We start from the raw sequence: 19,175 nt of genomic DNA, 5'->3' as shown, positions 1-19,175 counted from the left end.
ATGACTGTAAAAAAACGCCTCGCCGTTGCCCGCCTCTGGCATGAGGGCAACAGCTTCTCGCCATTGCCCACCACACTGGCCGATTTCGAACGCCGCGAATGGTTCGAGGGTGCCGATCACCTCGCGCGCTATCGCGGCACCGGCACCGAACTGGGCGCCGTCGCCGCCTTCATCGACACGCAGCCCGACTGGGATGTGACGGTGCTGCGCTGCGCCTCAGCGCCGCCCGGCGGTCCGGTGGAGGATGCGCTGTACGAGCGTATCGTCGCCGACATGCTGCGCGGGCTGGGCGAGGGGCCGTGGGATGCCGTCTATCTCTCGCTGCATGGCGCGCTGGTCACAGTGTCTGAGCCGCAGGCCGATCTGAAGCTGATCCGCCGCGTGCGTGCCGCCATTGGCACCACGCCGCTGGGCGTCAGTTTCGACCTGCATGCCAATATTGCGCCCGAACTGGTGCAATGCGTCGATTTCGCCTCAGGCTACAAGACACACCCGCATGTCGACATGGACAAAACAGCCGCCATCGTGCTGGCCGAACTGGAACGGTTGGCTGGAGGTGGTACAAAGCTGCATGGCGCGGTGAAAAAGATTCCGGCGCTGCTGCACAGCTTCAACATGCGCACGGCGGCCGGCCCGATGGCAGACACGGTCGACGAGGCGAAGGCGCTGTGCCGCGACGGCGTGAAGGACGTCACGGTCTTCGGTGGTTTCGTCTGGGGCGACAGTCCCGATGCCGGCGCCGGCATCCTCAGCTATGCCGAAACGGCGGTGCAGGCCGCACAGGTGGCTGAAATCATGGCGGCAAAACTCTATGCCCGTCGTGCGCAGTTCCATGCCGCGCTGCCGACACCGGCGCAGGGGCTGGCCCAGGCGCTGGCCACCCCGGGCCTCGTCTGCGTGGTCGAGCCGAGCGACAATCCGCTGTCCGGCGGCATCGGCGACACCACCGGACTCCTTCATGCTTTGCTGGAGACCGGCATCGATGGCGAGGCGGTCTTCGCCTTTCTCTACGATCCGGCGCTGGTGCAGCAGGCGAAAGCCGCCGGCATCGGCAATCGCATCGCGGCGAAGCTCGGCGGGCGGATCGCGCCGCATTTCGGTGCGCCAGTGGCTGCGACTGTTGAAGTGGTGGCGCTCACCGACGGCCGCTTCATCAACGAAGGCCCGTTCGAGACCGGCATGGCGGTCGATCTGGGCGAAACGGCGGTGCTGAAGACAGGCAGCGTGAAAGTAATCGTCACCTCCAGCTGCCAGGCCGGCATCGACCCGGCCTATTTCCGCCTGCATGGCATCGACCTGGCCACCACGCGGCTGATCGCCGCCAAGGCCAAGAACCATTTCCGCGCCGCCTTTATCGACCGCGCGGCGGTGATCGTCGATGTCGACACGCCGGGCCCGGCGGCGCTCGATCTCGCGGTTCTGCCGTTCCGGCATCTGCCGGCGGGGATGGAGATGTAAGGACAGAAGGGCGCGGGCCCGGGTTCAACACAAATCGTCACCCTCGGGCTTGTCGAGGGTCCATCTGCGCGTTCCGATGCGCGGAGGGTTGGGATGGATCCTCGGCCAAGAGAGTTTCTTGGGCCCGAGGATGACGGTGGTGGGGTATCGAGATGCAGGCAAAAAAAGAAAGGCGGCCGTGACAGCCGCCTTTCCATTGTCGGAATGTCGTCAGATCAGTCGATCCTGGCGCCCGAGGCTTTCACGGCCTTGGCCCATTTGTCGATCTCGGTCTTCATCAGGTCGGCCAGCACCTGCGGCTTGCCGCCGACGGGATCGGCGCCCTGCTGGTCGAACTGCGCCTTCATCTCCGGCGTCTTCAGGATCGCATCGATCTCATCGCTCAGCTTCGCGACGATGGCCGCCGGCGTCTTGGCCGGGGCATACATGGCGAACCAGGCAGTGGCGCTGTAATCCGGCAGGCCCTGTTCGGCGATGGTCGGGATATCCGGCGTGGACGGCCAGCGCTTCGGCGTGGTGACGCCGAGGGCGCGCAGGGCGCCCGAGCGGATATGCGGCAGGGCCGAGGGCAGATTGTCGAAGGTGAACTGCACGTTGCCGCCGAGCAGATCGGTCAGCATCGGGCCCGAACCGCGATAGGGCACATGCACCATGTCGGTGCCGGTCATGGTCTTGAACAGCTCGGCCGAGAGATGGCCCGAGGTGCCGTTGCCCGGGGTGCCGAAATTCAGCTTGCCCGGTTGCGACTTCGCCAGCGCGACGAATTCCTGCACGTTTTTCGCGGGCACGCTCGGATGCACCACCAGCACATTGGCCACCATGGCGACCAGCGAGACCGGCGCGAAATCCTTCACCGGATCGTAGCCCAGTTTGGAATACAGGCTGATGTTGATCGAATGGGTGCCGATGGTGCCCATCATGATCGTGTAACCGTCGGGCTCCGACTTGGCGGTGAATTCGGTGCCGATATTGCCGCCGGCGCCGGCGCGGTTGTCGACCACGAACTGCTGGCCGAGCCGCTCGCTCAGCTTGGCCGAGATATGGCGGGCGAGAATGTCGGTGGTGCCGCCGGCGGGGAAGGGCACCACCACCTTGACCGGCTTGGTCGGATAGGCCTGCGCGAAAGCGGAGGGGGCGGCCGGTGCCAGCAGCAGTGCGGCGGCGGCGGCGGCAAGGAATGTCCGGGTGAAGGTCATCAGCATCGTCTCTTCTTGTTGTTACCTGCAGCGGGAACCCCCCGCCGTGGCGGTATTCTAAAGCGGCGCGAATGCGCTGCCCACGGATTTGTTTGCGGCCGGCGGTTTTGGTTGAAAATTGAATTGAATTCAATATAATCCCGGCCATGGCCACCCGTCCCACGACACCACGCCTGCGCGTTACCGCTGCGTCGCTCCTGCCGCCCGAACTGCCGGCTTCGGCGCGCGGCGGCGAAACCCGCGAGCGCATCCTGGCGGCGGCGGCGAAGGTGCTGATTGCCGGCGACGGCCAGTGCGAGATCGCCGATGTGGCCCGTGCCGCCGGCGTCTCGGCCGGGCTGAGCTACCATTATTTCACCTCCAAGGCCGGGCTGATCGCCGCGGTGGTGGAAGCCTTTTACGACCGGCTCGAAGCCGCGGTGATGGACGTGAATCCCAAGCCCGGCGCCGGCTGGGGCGAGCGTGAGCGGCTGCGGCTGGAGCGCATGGTCGATTTCCATTACGCCGAGCCGCTGGCGCCGCTGATCCTGACCCGGCTGAGTCGTACGCCGGACGTCGCTGCCGTGGAGGCGGCGCGGCTGGCGCGGCATATCGACCTCGCCGCGCATAATGTCGAACTGGCGCAGCAGAAGGGCGAGATCCCGGCCGATCTCGATGCCCATCTGCTTGGCGCCATGATTCTCGGCGGGTTGCGCCAGGCCATTGGCCAGGCGCTCGGCCAGGAAACGAACCGGGGCAAGCGTCCTGGCCGTGATCGCCTGACCGAACAGCTCTGGTCCTTCATTGCCGGCACGGCTCGATTGAAACCGGCCCAGTTGAAACCGATCCGGCTGAAGCCCGCCGCGAAGAAGAAAGGTCGCTGAGATGCAGCCGGCGCAACAGGCCGCATGGCTCGATCGCGTCCGCAGCCATATGGCAGCGCGCACAACCGATATGGCCGAGGATGTCGCCCGTGTCGATGTGGCGCGCTACATCGATCCACAGCGACTGACGGCCGAACAGGCTTTGCTGCGCCGGTCGCCCATCGCCGTCACCTTCGCGTCCAAACTCGCGAAGCCCGGCGATTACGTCACGCATGATCTGCTCGGCCTGCCGATTCTGCTGCTGCGCGACACCGCCGGGCAGCTGCAGGCCTTCCTCAATGTCTGCCGTCATCGCGGCGCCAAGCTGGTCTGGGACAGGGGCGGCTGCGGCAAGCGCGCTTTCACCTGTCCCTATCATGCCTGGAGCTACGACCTCACCGGCAAGCTGCGCGGCATCCCGCATGAAGCAGGTTTCGCCGGCATCGACAGGGCGCAGCACAATCTCGTTCGCCTGCCGGTGGCGCAGGCCTTCGGGCTGGTTTTCGTCTTACCCGAGCCGCACGACGGCTATGACTTCTCCGGATTCCTGGCTGGTGTGCGCGAGGATCTGGAAAGCTTCGGGCTCGGCAGCCATGTGCTGCATGACGAGCGCGAGATCGGTCTGAAATGCAACTGGAAAGTCGTGATCGAGGGCGGGCTGGAAACCTATCACGTCCCCTTCGCGCACAAGACAACCATCGCGCCGATGTTCGCCGACAATGTCGCGGTGGCCGACCGGCTGGACCCGCATGCGCGACTCTATTTCACCAAGCGCAATGCCGCCGAGCTGGTGGAGCAGGGCGTTGAGGGGCGCAACCTGCGCGACTACGGCAATCCGCTCTACTATATCTTCCCCAATCTGATCATCCTGGTGCAGCCGGACCATGCCACGGTGATGACCGTATTTCCGCAGGGGACGGATGCCTGCAGCGTGCATGGCGGCGCGCTGATCCCGCAACCGCCCGCCACCGAGAAGGCGGAGGCCTACTGGGACCGGAATGTGAAAATCTTCTGGGATGCACTGGACGAGGATTTCCAGATGGGCCAGGCGATCCAGGCCGGCTTTCGCTCCGGCGCCAACACGCATGTCACCTTCGGCCGCTTCGAGCAGGCCTGCGCCTGGTTTCACGACAGCCTGGATCGGCGCCTCGCCGCTACGTCCTGAAGAAGGAGACCAGTTCGGCCAGTTGTGCCGACTGGTTGGCGAGCTGCTGCGCCGAGGCCGAGGTTTCTTCCACCAGCGCGCCGTTGCGCTGGGTCATTTCATCCATCTGCGCCACGGCGGTATTGATCTGCTCCAGCCCGCCGGCCTGCTCGCGGCTTGCGGCGGCGATCTCGGCGACGATGTCCGACACTTTCTTGATTGCAGTCACGATCTCGGTCAGCGAGGCGCCGGTCTGGTTGACTAGGCTGGCGCCGTTCCTGACCTGCGCGTTCGACTCCGTAATCAGCGCCTTGATGTCCTTGGAGGCATTGGCCGAACGCTGGGCGAGCGCGCGGACTTCCTGCGCCACGACAGCAAAGCCCTTGCCGGCCTCGCCGGCGCGGGCCGCCTCGACGCTTGCATTCAGCGCCAGCAGGTTGGTCTGGAAGGCGATCTCGTCGATCAGGCCGACGATGTCGGAAATCCGCCGCGCGCTGTCTTCGATGCGGGTCACGGCCTGAACCGCATTGCTGGTGATCGCGCCGCCCTTTTCCGCGGTATCGCGCGCCGCCGTGGCCAGCTGGCTGGCGGCCTGGGCGTTGTCGGCATTCTGCTTCACCGTGGTGGTGATCTCGTGCATCGAAGCCGCGGTCTCTTCGATGCTGGCGGCCTGGCTCTCCGTGCGTTGCGCCAGGTCGAGGCTGCCGGCGGAGATTTCCGCCGAAGCCATCTTGGCGGCCCTGGCACTGTCCGACAGGCGGCCGGCGAAGTCGCGCAGGATGTCGCTCATGCGGTTTGAACTCGATTTCAGTTCGCCGAACACGCCGCCATAGTCGCCGGCCACGCGCTTGCTCAGATCGCCGTCGGCCATGGCGCCCATCATCGCGGCCAGTTCGCCGGCCATGTCCTGCAGCATGCCGGCCAGGCCGTTCATCTGCTGCGCCAGGTCGCGGAACACGCCGTCCAGTCCGGTCGTCTCGACGCGGCGATCCAGTGCGCCGCCACCGATAGCGGTGCAGAATTCGGCAATCTGCCGGCTGATACGGGCATCGCGCTCGCGCGCTTCGCTGGCTTCGCGCTGTTCGGTTTCCAGCCGGATTTTCTCGGCGGCATCCAGCCGCGCCTTTTCTACAGCGTTACGCTTGAATACTTCGAGTGCGCGCGCCATATCGGCCACCTCGTCGGAGCGTTTCAGCTCCGGCACCGGTTTGCTCAGGTCGCCGGCGGCCAGCGCCGTCATCAGCCCGGTCATCTGCGCCAGCGGCCGGCCGATGCCGCGACCGATCACGGCGGCGACGATCAGGCTGAAGATCGCCACAGTGGCCAGGCCGAGCGTGGTGCCGATTTCGGATTTCGCCCGCATCTCGGCCGCTGCCGTCTTGGCGGCGTTCATTTCATTGAGGTTGCGGGTGAACAGCGCATCGATCTGCGGCAGGAAAGTTTCGCCGGCCGCCTCCAGCGCCGCATTGGCGCCGCGCACTGCCAGCGTGCCCTCGACCAGGGCGGCGAAATCGCGGCGATAGGTCGCCAGCAGCTGCAACTGCGCCGCGCGGCCGTCTTTATCCAGGGCCGCACGGAAGATATCGGCGTTCTTCTCGAACCGCTCCAGATAGCTGCGGTCGCGCCGCAGGATGAAATCCTTCTCATTGCGGCGCAGCGTCAGCATCAGCGCTGAGAGTTCGGGTGCGCTGCTGCCCAAGGCTGTCTCGATTTCATGCACCGCCTTGCGCAGCGACCCCTGCAGGCCGCTGTTTTCGTTATAGCCGAGCTTCTCCCACAGGCTGCGCAACGCCTCGAACCGCTGGGCATAGGCGGCCAGCGCGTCGATCGCGGCGGTCACCTCGCGCTTTTCGTCGGGCTGCACCGTGCTGGTTTCCATGGCGCGCAGTTCGGCCTGCGCGCCGGCCACCATCTGTCCGGTCGCCTGCGCATGCCTGGCGTCGGGCGATTCATCGAAATTGCGTTCGGCGATGCGGGCCTTGAGGAAGAAGTCGCGCGTTTTGGCGGTGCGCTCGACATGCGCGGTGGCCTCGCGATCCTCCACCAGCAGGGCATCGACCTGGCGGCTCTGATAACTGTAGAAGCCGGCGATCGCCGCAAAGGCGATCAGGACGATAATCCCGATGCTGATGATTTTCGTGCCCACGCGCCAACGGATCATGCCATCCCCCGTTCATCTGCATTGCCTTGCGGCTAATGCTATCGCGGATTGCGTGGCGGGCAGAATACCACAGAGGGGCTAGAGGTCCTGCGCCGAGTTGACGATCGCGTGAAAGCAGCAGGCGCTGCATGCAACCGTAATCCGATGCCGTTCAGTGCCGTTCGTACCAGCCTTTGCTGGCATTGACGATGCGCACCACCGACAGCATCACCGGCACTTCGATCAGCACGCCGACGACAGTCGCGAGCGCCGCACCGGACTGCAGGCCGAACAGGCTGATCGCGGCGGCGACGGCGAGTTCGAAGAAATTGCTGGCACCGATCAGCGCCGAGGGTCCGGCGACGCAATGCGCCACGCCGCACTGGCGGTTCAGCCAGTAGGCCAGGCCCGAATTGAAATAGACCTGGATCAGGATCGGTACCGCCAGCAGCGCGATCACCAGCGGATGCGCCACGATCTGCTCGCCCTGGAAGGCGAACAGCAGCACCAGGGTGGCGAGCAGGGCCAGCAGCGACAGCGGCGCGAGACGGCGTAGCGCATGCTGCAGGGCCTGCGTCCCCCGGCGCAGCAGCGACCGGCGCCAGAGCTGCGCGATCAGCACCGGCACGACGATATAAAGGCCGACCGAGAGCAGCAAAGTATCCCAGGGCACGGTGATAGCCGAGATGCCGAGCAGCAGGCCGACCAGCGGCGCAAAGGCCACCACCATGATCAGGTCGTTGACCGCCACCTGGCTCAGCGTGAAATTCGGCTCGCCGTCGACCAGGTTGCTCCACACGAATACCATCGCCGTGCAGGGCGCCGCCGCCAGCAGGATCAGGCCGGCGATGTAGCTGTCGATCTGCTCGGCCGGCAGATACGGGCGGAACAGCCAGCCGATGAACAGCCAGCCGAGCAGCGCCATCGAAAACGGCTTCACCGCCCAGTTGATGAACAGCGTGACGCCGATGCCGCGCCAGTGCTGCCGCACCTCGCCCAGACTGGCGAAGTCGATCTTCAGCAGCATCGGAATGATCATCAGCCAGACCAGCACAGCGACCGGCAGGTTGACCTTAGCCACCTCGGCGCCGGCCACCACCTGTACCAGCCCGGGCAGCCAGTGGCCGAGCGCGATGCCGGCGACGATGCACAGCGCCACCCACAGCGTGAGATAGCGTTCGAAGGTGTTCATTGCCGGTTTGGCCGGTTGGCCGATGGCCGTGTCTGCGGACATAATGTTCCTGTCTGGAGCGGGTTGCGATCAGGCGACGCGGGCGCCGCCGGCATCGATCAGGGGCGTACCGTCTTCCTTCGTAAGCGGCCCGCGCTGCGGATCGGGCAGGATGTCGAGCACGGTCTCCGACGGCCGGCACAGCCTGACGCCCAGCGGCGTCACCACGATCGGACGGTTGATCAGGATCGGGTGCTGCATCATGGCATCGAGCAGTGCCGCATCGTCCAGGTCTGGATCGTCAAGGCCAAGCTCGGCAAAGGGCGTGCCCTTTTCACGCAGCAGGGCGCGGACGCCGATGCTCATCTGCGCGATCAGCGCTTCCAGCGTGGCGCGATCCGGCGGGTTTTTCAGGTATTCGATCACCTGCGGCTCCGTTCCGCCCTCGGGAATACTGTTGCGGATCAGCGCCAGCACATTGCGCGAGGTGCCGCAGGCCGGATTGTGATAGATCGTGATTGCCATCCTATGAGGCTTTCGACTGGTCGCGGCCGATCTCGTTCAGCCGGTGCTGCAGCGTCATCCCGTCGAGCGCCTTGAGCGGCAGGCTGGTGAAGGCGCGGATGCGGTTGCTCAGCATGCGATAGGTGTCGGCGAAAGCCAGCCGCTGCTCGACCTCGCTGCCCTCGACGGCCGCCGGATCGGGCAGGCCCCAATGGGCGGTCATCGGCTGGCCCGGCCAGATCGGGCAGACCTCGTTGGCGGCGTTGTCGCAGACGGTGAAGACGAAATCCATCGCCGGCGCGTCGGCGCCGGAAAATTCATCCCAGGATTTCGAGCGCAGGCCGCTGATGTCATGGCCGCTCTTTTTCAGCAGGTCGAGTGCCATCGGATGCACCTCGCCCTTGGGAAAGCTGCCGGCGCTGTAGGCGTGGAACAGGCCGCTCCCGAGCTGGTTCATGATCGCTTCGGCCAGGATGCTGCGCGCCGAATTGCCGGTGCAGAGGAAGAGGACGTTAAACGGCTTTGCGTCTTGGTCGGGCATCGGTGCGGGTCCGGGTTGAAGGAAGACAGAGTTCGGGCTGGCCGCTGCAGCAGCGGTCGGAGAGAAAGGCGATGACGTCGGTCATGCGGCCGACATCGACGGCATAGATCAGCGAACGGCTGCTGCGCCGCTGCGTGATCAGCCCGGCGCCGCGCAGCTGCGCCAGATGGAACGACAGCGTGGGGGCCGGCACCTCCAGCGCTTCGGCGAGCGCACCGGCCGGCAGGCCCATCGGCCCGGCCTCGACCAGGCGGCGATAGATCGCCAGTCTGGTCTCCTGCGCCAGCGCGGCGAAGGCCTGCACGGCAAGTCCGTCGGTCATCTTTTCCATATTTCCAGATATATCGAAATATAGACCGCCGGCCAGTGAAACTTTGATGACAAGGGTGATGACAGGGTCAGATTCGCGCGCCGGCCGCTTCAGGTTCCGCGGTGCGCAGCAGCAGCATGGCGATCAGGCCCGCGGTGCAGAGTCCGGCGGTGAACAGCAGCACATGCTGGCCGTACCATTCGAGCAGCAGGGCGAACACAAACGGCGCACCGGCCTGGCCGAAACGTGCCGGCGCGGCGAGCCAGCCCTGGCGCCGGCCGTAGCCGACCGGGCCGAAGATCACCAGCGGCAATGTGCCTTTCGCAATCGTCATCACGCCGTTGCCGGCGCCATGCAGCAGGGTGAACAGATACGCCGCCGGCGCACCGAAGATCAGCAGCAGGCCGACGCCGATCGGATGCGTGATCGAGGCGATGCGGGCCGAGAGCAGCGGATGGAAGCGCCGCAGCACCGTATGTTCCAGCACGCGCGCGGCGACCTGCGCCGGGCCGACCAATGCCGCGGCGGCAATCGCCGCTGTCTTGCTGGCCCCGGCGGCTTCCAGGATGCGCGGCAGATGCGCCGCCATCGCCGTGCTGGTGATCCAGGTGACGGCGAAGGCGAAGGCGAGCAGCAGCATCGGCCGGGTGAAGATGGCGATCTCGCCGCTGCCGTCGGCTTTCTCCGGCGCGGTGATATGCGCGCCCAGTTCGCGCGGGATCATCAAACGGTTGAGCGGCAGGCCGATCAGCAGATGCGCGCCGGCCCAGATATAGCAGGTGGCGCGCCAGCCCCATTCGGCATCCACCAGCGCCGAGATCGGCCAGCACACCGTGCTGGCGAAACCGGCGAGCAGCGTGATGCCGGTGATGGCGCTGCGCGACTCTTTTCCATAGATCGCGGTCAGCGTGGCGAAGGCGGCCTCGTACAGCCCGATCGCCATGCCGAAGCCGATCAGCAGCCAGGCGGCGACGAACACCGCGAGATGCTGTGCCGCGCCCAGCAGGGCGAGTCCGGCGGCGAAGATCAGGCTCGACAGCGTCAGGATGTTGCGGCCGCCGAAACGGTCGATGCGATGGCCGACGCCGGGGCCGATGAAGGCGGTCAGCAGCATCGCCACCGAAAAGGCGCCGTAGATCCAGCTGGTCGAGACGCCGAACTCGGCCGCCATCGGCCCGGCCAGAATCGCCGGCAGGTAATAGGTCGACCCCCAGCCCAGTGTCTGCGCCGTGCCGAGCGCGAGAATGACGGCGAGGCGGTGCTGCTTCGAAATCTGCATCAGCAGCAGCCTGCCTTGGTTGCCGCCGTCACCGCAACCCGTGGCTTGGCCGTACCGCAACCCGATGCGGCAGTCGTGTGTGTCGTCACCAGGCTGCTGCTGCACACGCCGGTTTCCGGCAGGTCGAGCTGCACGTCGTCGGCCGCGATCATGTCGCCGGCCAAAGCCGCTGCGATCGAACGCACCTGTTCGTAGCCGGTGGCGAGCAGGAAGGTCGGCGCGCGGCCATAGCTCTTGATGCCGGCGATATAGAAGCCGCTGTCGGGCTGCGCCAGTTCGCGATGGCCATGCGGCCGCACCGTGCCGCAGGAATGCACATTGGGATCGATCAGCGGCGCCAGCACGCGCGGGCTTTCGGTGGCCGGATCGAGGTCGAGGCGAATCTCGCGCAGCATGTCGAGCGCCGGCCGCTGCCCGGCCGCCACGATGATGCGGTCCGCCGTCACCGCCTCGGTCGTGCCGCCCGGTTGCTGCAGCGTCACCTGCAGAGCCGTGCCGCCGTCGATCTTCGTCACGCTGCTGTTGATATGCAGATCGATGCCGCCGGCCTTCACCTGGTCCTCGAGGCTGCGGCCCAGTGCGCCGCGCGCCGCCAGCTTGTCATTGCTGCCGCCGCCGAACAAGCGGGCCAGGCTGCCGCCGCGCACCGCCCAGACGATCTCGGTAGTGGGCACGCGGCCTTTCAGTTTGGCCAGATCGAGCAGCACATTGGCCGCCGAATGTCCGGCGCCGAGCACCAGCACGCGCTTGCCGACGTAAGTATCGGCATCGCGGCCCAGCACATCGGGGATGCCATAGGCAATCCGTGCCATCTGCTCGCGCTCGCCCGGCACGGCCAAGCCGTTGCTGCCGACCGGATTGGGCTGGCTCCAGGTGCCCGAACAGTCGATCACCGCGCGCGCCAGGTCCTGCCGCGCGCCGCTTTTCGTCTGCACGGTCAGCGCAAAGGGGGCGCTGTCGCGGCCGGCGCTTTTCATCTTGTCGAAGCCGGCGCGGCTGATCGCGGTGACGCGCACCCCGGTTTCCAGCACGCCCGCGATCTCGCGCGTCGCCGCCAGCGGCTTCAGGTATTGCGCATACAGCTCCGCGCCGGTCGGATGCACGCCCATCGGCGGCGCCTGCCAGCCGGTCGGTTCCAGCAGGGCGCGCGCTGCCTTGTCGATATTGTAGGACCACGGCGAGAACAGCCGCACATGGCCCCAGTCGCGCACATGCGCGGCGATGTCGTCGGCCGCCTCATACACTTTCACCGTCATCCCGCGCGCCAGCAGATGCGCGGCGGCGGCCAGACCCACAGGGCCGGCGCCGATCACGGCGACAGGGAGAGCGAGTGCGGTGTTGATGGCGTTCATGGCGGGGCTCCTTCGGTCTTCGTCGAAATACGAATGCGATAATCAAAAAAAGAGGTGGGGACCTACAGGTTGCCGATCAGCTGCTGCAGGCGGCGCAGCCTGGGCACATCGACGCAGTAGCAGGGGCGGGCGTCGCCGATCTCGCCGCGCACCAGGCCGGCGTCTTTCAGGATGCTCAGATGCTGCGAGGCGGTCGACGGCGCCACCGGCAGCAGGTCGGCCAGCTTGCCGAAATAGCAGGTGCCGATGCGCAGCAGGTTGCGCAGGATCAGCACGCGCACCGGATGCGCAACGGCCTTGGCCAGCTCGGCCAGCTCGTCATCCTCGGCGCGGGCATGTTCCACCAGATCGGCCGGGATCGGCGCGGCCGACAGGCCCGGATCGCAGCAGACGGCCCCGGCTTTATCAATGGCGGCTTTGGGTTTTTTGGGGGTTTTGGTCCTGGTCGCCATCGGGCGCTCCATTCGTCATTCGACGAATAACGTAGTGCCCGTCCGGCACCGCGTCAAGCCGGCTTGATCCATATCAAGTAAAAACACTTCGGGACTGTATAAATTGCTCCCGAGATTCGCTGACCTTCGGAGGTGCACAATGATGTCCTTACGCGACAAGGCCTGGTCGCCCTATGCGGCCGGCATCCTGATCGGCCTGCTGCAGATTCCGGCCTTCCTGCTGATCAACACCGCGCTCGGCGCCTCGTCCTCCTATGTCACCGTCGCCGGCAACCTCGCCGCGCTGGTCGACCCGGGCGCCGTGAAGATCGACTACATCGCCAAACATCTCGCCGGCGCCAAGAACTGGTGGCAGGTCGCGCTGGTGGTCGGCGTGGCGCTCGGCGCCTTCCTGTCCTCGCGGCTGTCCGGCGCGCGCCGTCCGGCGATGTCCTATGTCTGGTCGCGCGGCATGGGCATCGGCAGCCTGCAGCAGCGCCTGCCGCTGGCTTTCGTCGCCGGCTTCATCATGCTGTTCGGCGCCCGCATCGCCGATGGCTGCACCAGCGGTCATGGCCTCTCGGGCATCGCCCAGCTGTCGATCGGATCCTTCACCGCCGTCACCGCCATGTTCGCCGGCGGCATCGCCACCGCGATGCTGCTGCGCCGCGTGTAACCAGAGGAGGGCGCCATGAGCGTTCTGTCAGCCATTCTCACCGGCCTCGTCATGGGCCTGGTCTTCGGCCTGGCGCTGGAGAAATCGCGCGTCTTCGAGCCCGGCGTCATCGTCGGCCAGATGCAGCTGCGCAATTTCACCATGCTCAAGGTCTTCCTCAGCGCCGTGGCCACCGGCCTGGTGGTGCTGGCCGCGCTGAACGGCTTCGGCCTGATCAAGCTGTCGCCCAAGGCCACGCTCTACACCGCCGATATCGCCGGCGGCCTGATCCTCGGCGTCGGCATCACGCTGGCCGGCGGCTGTCCCGGCACCGTGCTGGCGCAGATCGGCGCCGGCTATCGCGATGCCTGGGCCACCCTGCTCGGCGGCCTCTGCGGCGCGCTGGCCTTCGGCTATCTGGAACCCACGCTGCGGCCGTGGATCGACGGCGGCCCGGGCAAGCTCACGCTCGATCATCTGGTCGGCCAGCCCTTCTGGCTGGTGGCGCTGGTGTTTGCCGCGCTGATCGTCGCCCTGCTGGTGGTGCTGGAACGCTGGCGCCCGTGGCAGGAGGAACTCGGCCGCGAGGTCGATGGCGATACCGAACCGTCGCCGGTTGCCGGCCGCCAGCGCATCGCCGCGCAACACTGAACCCCGCACGGAAACCGAACCCGCACAGAAAGCAGCCCTGTCATGAAAAGCAATGTCGGCAGTCTCGACCGCATCCTCCGCATCGTCGCGGGCCTGATCCTGCTCACCTTCGTCGCCGTCTATCCCGGCCCGGAACGCTGGTTCGGCCTGATCGGCCTGGTGCCGCTGGCCACCGGCCTGTTCCGCTTCTGCCCGGCCTATACCCTGCTGGGCATCAACACCTGCCCGCTCAAGCCGGCCGAGTGACACGGCTGCCGACCGGTCAGACCAGGAGTTTTCCATGGCGGTGTTTTCCGTTCCCGACATGACCTGCGGCCATTGCGAAGCCTCGATCCGCCAGGCGCTCGGCCAGCTCGGCGGCATCGACGCCATCGCATTCGACCGGCCGGCCAGGCGCGTCACGGTCACCGGCACGGCCGACGCCGAGGCGGTGAAGGCGGCCATCGCGCAGGCCGGCTACGCGCCGGAGGAAATCCGCCTCCCGGCCTGAGGCCGCGCGCGGTTATCCCGCGATTTTTCGCGGGCAGGGCCGGGTTTTGCCCCCTTGGCCGGCCGCGTCGCGCCGGGCTAAGCTGGCGCATGGCAAAAATGGCGCGGCGTTTCTTCGTTTCCGGCCGGGTGCAGGGCGTGGGCTTCCGCTACTGGACCGCCACGCGCGGCCGCCAGCTCGGCCTGGTCGGCTGGGTGCGCAACCGGCGCGACGGCCGCGTCGAAGTGCTGGCCTATGGCGACACCGCCGATCTCGACACGCTGGAACATGCGCTGCAGACCGGGCCCGATACGGCCGAAGTGCAGGTGGTGGAGCAGGGCGCGGTGACGCCCGAGGAAGCCGAACTCGCCGCCGGCGCGACCAAGTTCTCGCAGACGCCGACGCTGTAGCGGATTTTACATCTAACCGCCCCGCCGCCTGAACAACAATGATACCGCGAATAGGTATGTGGTTTGAGCGACCTTCGGGTCCGGCACATTTTATAAAACGACTACAAAAATCTATCAGCGACTATCAACGGCCACGATGGTCAGAAATGGTGAAGTAGGAAGCAATCCCCACTTCACTTGTTAATAACAAAAATCACTTTGCGCGAGGGCTTATTTTTGCTACCTCGTGAACACACCATTGGGGGGCGTTAAGAATCTTCGCGCTGATGCGTGAATTCAACAGGAGAATAGCGATGCCTTTCCCAAGAGAATTAATTCAACGGCACATCACGGGCTGCGAAAAAATTCTCACTTTTATAGAAGCTGGCGGTTGGATGACGGAAGCTGGAGTTGATGTGACGTCATCCAAAGTAGCAGGCATAAAGCGAGATATAGACCGATTCCAGTCTATGCTAATTAGGCATTATAATAAGTAGCATAGGAAGTTTTGGCGGACGGGGTTCTCAACGAGCCGGTTCACGTCAACTTCAAGCTAAAGCGCATACGCTGAGCTGATCCATCGTCCGGATTCTCACTCTCGCTGGAATTATAGTTTTTTCTTGAGTTGCTTCCGCGAGAGCCAGAGCCCTTTTGGCTGTTAATGCCGTTTTGCCAGACAACTTACCGCGCACGCTAGTTTAGCTCTGTGACCGCCTGATCGCTCCCGTTCCGCACAACCGATCCGCCATCGGGCGGGCAATCGCGGGCATGTCCCCTGATCGCCGTGGGCGGAAAGCCGAAGCGTTCGCGAAACCGGATGGCGAAGCGCGAGGCCGATTCATAGCCGACCTCCAGCGCGATGCGGTTGACCGCATACTCCGTCGACTGCAGCAGAAGCATGGCGTAGGACATGCGGACGTCAGTCAGCAGGTCGCCGAAGCTGGTGCCTTCGGCGGCCAGGCGCCGCCGCAGCGTAGCCTCGCTCAGCGCCAGGCGTTTCGCTGCAACCGGGGCTGTCCACGGCTCCGCGAGGGCGGTCTCGAGCAGCCGGCGCACCTTCGCCGCCAGGCTGGGGTTCTCCGCTGCGGAGAAATGGATGCCGCGCAGGGACAGCCAGACGAGCATCTCGGTCAGCCTGTGCGCGGCGACATCGTCCGGAACATGCCGCACATCCGCGATGGCGTCGCGCGCGCGGTCGAAGGCGGAGGCAAACTCGGCATCGACCTTCCCGAGCGCCGCGCCCCCCTCCAGGTGATGTCCCCCGGTCGCCGTCCGCTCGAAACGCGCGATGACGGACGGATCCCAGACCAGCCATTGCGCTTCATAGAGGCCTCTGTCGGACAGGCGATTGGTCACGTCGAAGGTCTGGCCGCCGGCGATGGCAATGGCTTCGCCGCCCTTCAGGGACCATTGCCCGCGGGCGGATTCGAGCAGTTTCGTGCCGTGGCGCAGCAGGATCAGCGCCGGGCGGTCGACGACGATCCGGCTGAACCGCAGGTCGCTGCGCTGGACGACGCGCGCCGTCAGTCCGATCCCGGGGCGGGCCAGAAGGGCTTTGCCTTTGTCGTCCGGCGTTGCGCTCATGCGGTCACTATGCGGGTCATGACGGTTCGGTGGAAGCGGTTGATTGCTCCGGTGCAGGCGATGCCGCGCCCATGGTCAGCTCAGCGGCAGATCAAACCCCGGATCGGCCTTCTGCATGGCGCGCCGGAAGGCCGGCCGCGCCGCGATGCGCTGCAGATAGGCGCGGATTTGCGGATAGGGGCCGATGTCGCGCGGCGAGAAAACCCGCATCGTGGTCAGCGGGAAAAGCGTCATGATGTCGGCCGCGCTGAACGCCGCTCCCGCCAGAAACGGCACCCGGCCGAGCCGGTCCTCGATCTGATCGTAGGCGCGGTCGAGCCGGGCGCGGAGCGCTGTCATCGCCCCGGCGCCGCCGGGCAGGCGGTTGCAGAGCGAATCGATCAGGGCGGCCGGCATGAACGACCCGTTGGCGAAATGGAACCAGTAGAGGAAATCGGCATAGCCGGGCGCGCCGGGCCGGATGAGCAGGCGGCCATCGCCGTAGGTTTGCGCGATGTATTCGATGATCGCAGCCGACTCTCCCAGCCTGAGGTCGCCGTCGTCGATCACCGGGGCGGTGCCGAATGGCGTCAGCGCCCGGTAGTCGGCCGGCGCCATCCGGGTCTGCGGATCGCGCGCGTAGCGCTTGAGCTCGTAGGGAATCCCAAGCTCCTCGCAAAGCCACACGATCCGGTCCGACTGCGAAATTCCGAGATGATGGATGACGAGCACTGTTGAGGCCTTTCATTCTGTGGAGACACCCCACGAATAAAGGCTTTCGGGAAAATCGGCGGTGCAGCACCAATCGATTTCGGTGCCGATCCGCTCATCTACAGCGCGTTGATATCCGCCACTTCCAGAATCCGTTTCGGCTTCGCTGCGCGCGCGCAGGCGAGCATCGCCTTGCCCACCTGTTCGGTAGTGGTCAGGCTTTCCGGCCACAGCCGCTTCACCAGCGGCAGCACCGGCATCAGCAGCAGATAGGCCAGCCGGTAGACCCGGCTTTTCGGTTTGATCCCGTGCAGCGGCTCGATGGCGCCGGGGCGGAACATATAGGCCGCCTTGAAGGGCAGGGCGAGCAGGGCATTCTCGGTGCGGCCCTTCACCCGCGCCCACATCACCGGGCCGCGTTCCGTGCTGTCGGTGCCGCGCCCGGTGATGTAGGTGAACACCATCTGCGGATTGAGCCGGGCCAGCGTGGCGGCGGCGGCCAGCGTCAGGTCGTGCGTCACCCTTGTATAGGCCGCCTCGCTCATCCCGGCGGCGCTGACCCCCAGGCAGAAGAAACAGGCCTCGAAGCCGGTCAGCCGGTCCTCGATGCCGGCATAGTCGAACAGGTCGGCGTGGATCAGGTCTTCCAGCTTCGTCGCGGCCTCGGGCAGGCGGCCCATCGGGGTGACGCCTTTCGCCGGGCTGCGGCCGATGGCGACCACCCGGGCCACGCCGGGGTCGAGCAGGCATTCGCGCAGCACGGCCTGGCCGACCATGCCGGTGGCGCCGAAGATCAGGATGTTCATAAAAGCCCCGGGCTGAAGAGAACGGGGTTCATCATAGCCGGGCCGGCGCGGCGGGCCATGCCGGCTGTCACAAAGACGGGGTCACAGGAGCGGCAGTCACAGAGCCGGCTTTACTCTCTCCCGCCAGGCGGGGAGAGGGAGGGCCCCGGTCGCAGACCGGGAGGGTAAGGGGGGCCTCGCCCCCTACCGTCACGCCCGCGCCAGAAGGACTCCCTCAAACCGGTGAATTGGGCTCCCGCAGGCACGGGCGTGATGGGGGATTGCGCCAGCCTTGATCTGCAGAAAATGTACCCTATGTGTTCTTTTGATTGTAACTCTGGCCTGGCAATCTCCGGGAAGTCGAAACGAACCGGAACGAACACCAACGAAGCCAAACGAACACCAACGAAGCCGAACGAGTATCCAACGAACCTGAACGAACCGAAACGAACACCAATGAAGCAAAACGAACCGGACAGGAGCAGGCTGTGGTGCCCTGCACCGGAATGCCGCAGAATGGGGCGCCGGCAGGGACGGTCTCGGGTTGATCAATAAATTAAGAAAGATCGAATAAGATTATGGTTACAAAGAAACAATACAGAATGAGCCTGAAGGAATGGGCGCTGTGCTATGCCGGCGCGGTCGGGTTCGGCGGCCTGGGCTGGTGGGCCACCGGCAGCCAGTGGGTCGGTCTGGGCACGGTGGTGATCTTCACGGCCTGTTTCGTGCTGGTGCTGAAGGCGCGCAAGGGCGCGGCCGAGCCGCAGGTGGTCTCGACCGCAGGCATGACCCGGCAGCAGCGCCGCGCGCATGAACGGAAGAATAAATAATTCTGATTCAGTGAGTTAGAACTAGAACCTGATCAGGATTGGCAACTGGCGCCGAGGCGGTCGAGCAGGGCCGCCTCCACCGTGTCGCGCAGCACCAGGTCGACCTCGGGCAGCGTCGGCGTCAGGCCCAGATCGGCCAGCGAGGTAACGCCGAAGGGCTCGGCCGCGGTCTTCTGGATGCCGCAGGCGACGATGCCGCCATAGTGGTCCAGGTTAGGCTCCACGTTCAGGCTCAGGCCATGGAAGGTGATCCAGTGCCGGACCCGCACACCGATGGCGGCGATCTTGTCCTCCCGGCCCGGTCCCTTCTCAGAAGGGGGACCCTGGTCGGGCCGTTCGACCCAGACGCCGACCCGGCCGTCCCGGATCGCGCCTTTGACATTGAAGCGGGCCAGGCTGGCGATCACCCAGTCTTCCATCCGGCAGACGAAGGCGCGCACGTCGCGGCCGCGCCGGCCCAGGTCCAGCATCAGGTAGGCCACCCGCTGGCCGGGGCCGTGATAGGTGTACTGCCCGCCGCGTCCGGTCTCGAACACCGGGAATTGCGGGTTCAGCAGGTCGGCGGCTTTGGCCGAGGTGCCGGCGGTGTAGAGCGGCGGATGCTCCAGCAGCCAGATCGCCTCGGGCGCGGTGCCGGCGCGGATTTCGGCCACCCGGGCCTCCATGGCGGCCAGCGCATCCGGATACGGAACCGGGGCGTCGCTGATGATCCACTGCACCGGGCCGGCCGGGGTGGCGATGATCTGGTTCGGGG

General features: G+C 65.8%; 22 protein-coding genes. 9 read left to right on the top strand and 13 right to left on the bottom strand.

Annotated elements, in window-relative coordinates:
• Entirely contained in the window at positions 1-1,458 is a 1,458-nt protein-coding gene (locus tag OJJ21_RS01110; protein WP_297682472.1) for a M81 family metallopeptidase, read from the top strand.
• Positions 1,459-1,673: 215 nt separating this feature from the next.
• Here OJJ21_RS01110 and OJJ21_RS01105 read toward each other — a convergent pair whose 3' ends face one another.
• Positions 1,674-2,654 (bottom strand): tripartite tricarboxylate transporter substrate binding protein, encoded by a 981-nt coding sequence (locus tag OJJ21_RS01105; protein ID WP_297682471.1) that lies wholly within the window; start codon positions 2,652-2,654, stop codon positions 1,674-1,676.
• 146 nt (positions 2,655-2,800) lie between these two features.
• Between OJJ21_RS01105 and OJJ21_RS01100 the strand changes: the two genes are divergently transcribed.
• Together OJJ21_RS01100 and OJJ21_RS01095 are read left to right on the top strand one after the other, a co-directional pair.
• Entirely contained in the window at positions 2,801-3,517 is a 717-nt protein-coding gene (locus OJJ21_RS01100) for a TetR/AcrR family transcriptional regulator (protein WP_297682469.1), read from the top strand.
• 1 nt (position 3,518) lies between these two features.
• Positions 3,519-4,661: an aromatic ring-hydroxylating dioxygenase subunit alpha gene (locus OJJ21_RS01095; protein ID WP_297682467.1), complete on the top strand. Its 1,143-nt coding sequence runs from the start codon at positions 3,519-3,521 to the stop codon at positions 4,659-4,661.
• On the opposite strand, the gene OJJ21_RS01090 is transcribed toward OJJ21_RS01095, so the two are convergent.
• The 8 genes from OJJ21_RS01090 to OJJ21_RS01055 form a co-directional block, all read right to left on the bottom strand.
• Entirely contained in the window at positions 4,651-6,801 is a 2,151-nt protein-coding gene (locus tag OJJ21_RS01090) for a methyl-accepting chemotaxis protein (RefSeq protein ID WP_297682465.1), read from the bottom strand. The genes OJJ21_RS01095 and OJJ21_RS01090 overlap by 11 nt on opposite strands.
• Before the next feature lie 151 nt (positions 6,802-6,952).
• Entirely contained in the window at positions 6,953-8,014 is a 1,062-nt protein-coding gene (arsB, locus tag OJJ21_RS01085; RefSeq protein ID WP_297682464.1) for an ACR3 family arsenite efflux transporter, read from the bottom strand.
• Between the two features lie 27 nt (positions 8,015-8,041).
• On the bottom strand, positions 8,042-8,476 hold the full coding sequence (gene arsC / locus OJJ21_RS01080; protein WP_297682463.1) for an arsenate reductase (glutaredoxin): 435 nt from the start codon (positions 8,474-8,476) through the stop codon (positions 8,042-8,044).
• Position 8,477: 1 nt separating this feature from the next.
• Positions 8,478-8,996 carry an arsenate reductase ArsC gene (locus OJJ21_RS01075; protein WP_297682461.1) on the bottom strand — a complete coding sequence of 173 codons (519 nt, stop codon included), beginning with the start codon at positions 8,994-8,996 and terminating at the stop codon, positions 8,478-8,480.
• The gene (locus tag OJJ21_RS01070; RefSeq protein ID WP_297682459.1) at positions 8,968-9,318 is read right to left on the bottom strand and encodes a metalloregulator ArsR/SmtB family transcription factor; all 351 of its coding nucleotides are present in this window, start codon (positions 9,316-9,318) and stop codon (positions 8,968-8,970) included. Before OJJ21_RS01070 ends, OJJ21_RS01075 begins: the two co-directional genes overlap by 29 nt.
• A gap of 76 nt (positions 9,319-9,394) precedes the next feature.
• Positions 9,395-10,585, bottom strand: a complete 1,191-nt coding sequence (locus OJJ21_RS01065) for an MFS transporter (RefSeq protein ID WP_297682457.1) — start codon at positions 10,583-10,585, stop codon at positions 9,395-9,397.
• Positions 10,585-11,937, bottom strand: coding sequence for an NAD(P)-binding domain-containing protein (locus OJJ21_RS01060; RefSeq protein WP_297682455.1), 1,353 nt, complete (start codon positions 11,935-11,937; stop codon positions 10,585-10,587). The genes OJJ21_RS01065 and OJJ21_RS01060 overlap by 1 nt, the downstream gene beginning before the upstream one ends.
• A 62-nt stretch (positions 11,938-11,999) precedes the next feature.
• Positions 12,000-12,389: an ArsR family transcriptional regulator gene (locus tag OJJ21_RS01055; RefSeq protein ID WP_297682453.1), complete on the bottom strand. Its 390-nt coding sequence runs from the start codon at positions 12,387-12,389 to the stop codon at positions 12,000-12,002.
• A 139-nt stretch (positions 12,390-12,528) separates the two neighbouring features.
• Between OJJ21_RS01055 and OJJ21_RS01050 the strand changes: the two genes are divergently transcribed.
• The 5 genes from OJJ21_RS01050 to OJJ21_RS01030 all read left to right on the top strand — a co-directional run bounded on the left by OJJ21_RS01050 (position 12,529) and on the right by OJJ21_RS01030 (position 14,553).
• Positions 12,529-13,044, top strand: coding sequence for a YeeE/YedE thiosulfate transporter family protein (locus OJJ21_RS01050; protein WP_297682451.1), 516 nt, complete (start codon positions 12,529-12,531; stop codon positions 13,042-13,044).
• A 15-nt stretch (positions 13,045-13,059) separates the two neighbouring features.
• Positions 13,060-13,674: a YeeE/YedE thiosulfate transporter family protein gene (locus OJJ21_RS01045; protein WP_297682449.1), complete on the top strand. Its 615-nt coding sequence runs from the start codon at positions 13,060-13,062 to the stop codon at positions 13,672-13,674.
• A gap of 42 nt (positions 13,675-13,716) precedes the next feature.
• Entirely contained in the window at positions 13,717-13,920 is a 204-nt protein-coding gene (locus OJJ21_RS01040) for a DUF2892 domain-containing protein (RefSeq protein WP_297682447.1), read from the top strand.
• Between the two features lie 34 nt (positions 13,921-13,954).
• Positions 13,955-14,164, top strand: a complete 210-nt coding sequence (locus OJJ21_RS01035; RefSeq protein ID WP_297682445.1) for a heavy-metal-associated domain-containing protein — start codon at positions 13,955-13,957, stop codon at positions 14,162-14,164.
• Between the two features lie 98 nt (positions 14,165-14,262).
• Positions 14,263-14,553 (top strand): acylphosphatase, encoded by a 291-nt coding sequence (locus tag OJJ21_RS01030; protein ID WP_297682443.1) that lies wholly within the window; start codon positions 14,263-14,265, stop codon positions 14,551-14,553.
• A gap of 672 nt (positions 14,554-15,225) precedes the next feature.
• On the opposite strand, the gene OJJ21_RS01025 is transcribed toward OJJ21_RS01030, so the two are convergent.
• The 3 genes from OJJ21_RS01025 to OJJ21_RS01015 form a co-directional block, all read right to left on the bottom strand.
• A complete protein-coding gene (locus OJJ21_RS01025; protein WP_297682441.1) occupies positions 15,226-16,116 on the bottom strand; it encodes a helix-turn-helix transcriptional regulator in 891 nt (296 codons plus the stop codon).
• Positions 16,117-16,191: 75 nt separating this feature from the next.
• Entirely contained in the window at positions 16,192-16,827 is a 636-nt protein-coding gene (locus tag OJJ21_RS01020; RefSeq protein WP_297682439.1) for a glutathione S-transferase family protein, read from the bottom strand.
• A 98-nt stretch (positions 16,828-16,925) separates the two neighbouring features.
• Positions 16,926-17,612 carry a hypothetical protein gene (locus tag OJJ21_RS01015; RefSeq protein WP_297682437.1) on the bottom strand — a complete coding sequence of 229 codons (687 nt, stop codon included), beginning with the start codon at positions 17,610-17,612 and terminating at the stop codon, positions 16,926-16,928.
• Positions 17,613-18,193: 581 nt separating this feature from the next.
• Between OJJ21_RS01015 and OJJ21_RS01010 the strand changes: the two genes are divergently transcribed.
• Entirely contained in the window at positions 18,194-18,421 is a 228-nt protein-coding gene (locus OJJ21_RS01010; protein ID WP_297682436.1) for a hypothetical protein, read from the top strand.
• A gap of 32 nt (positions 18,422-18,453) precedes the next feature.
• On the opposite strand, the gene lipB is transcribed toward OJJ21_RS01010, so the two are convergent.
• Entirely contained in the window at positions 18,454-19,140 is a 687-nt protein-coding gene (gene lipB / locus OJJ21_RS01005) for a lipoyl(octanoyl) transferase LipB (protein WP_297682571.1), read from the bottom strand.
• Positions 19,141-19,175: the final 35 nt, after the last annotated feature.

Origin of the sequence: Ferrovibrio sp., assembly GCF_025869515.1 — a bacterium.
GTDB lineage: Bacteria > Pseudomonadota > Alphaproteobacteria > Ferrovibrionales > Ferrovibrionaceae > Ferrovibrio.
This window is presented reverse-complemented; position numbering and strand designations above follow the sequence as displayed.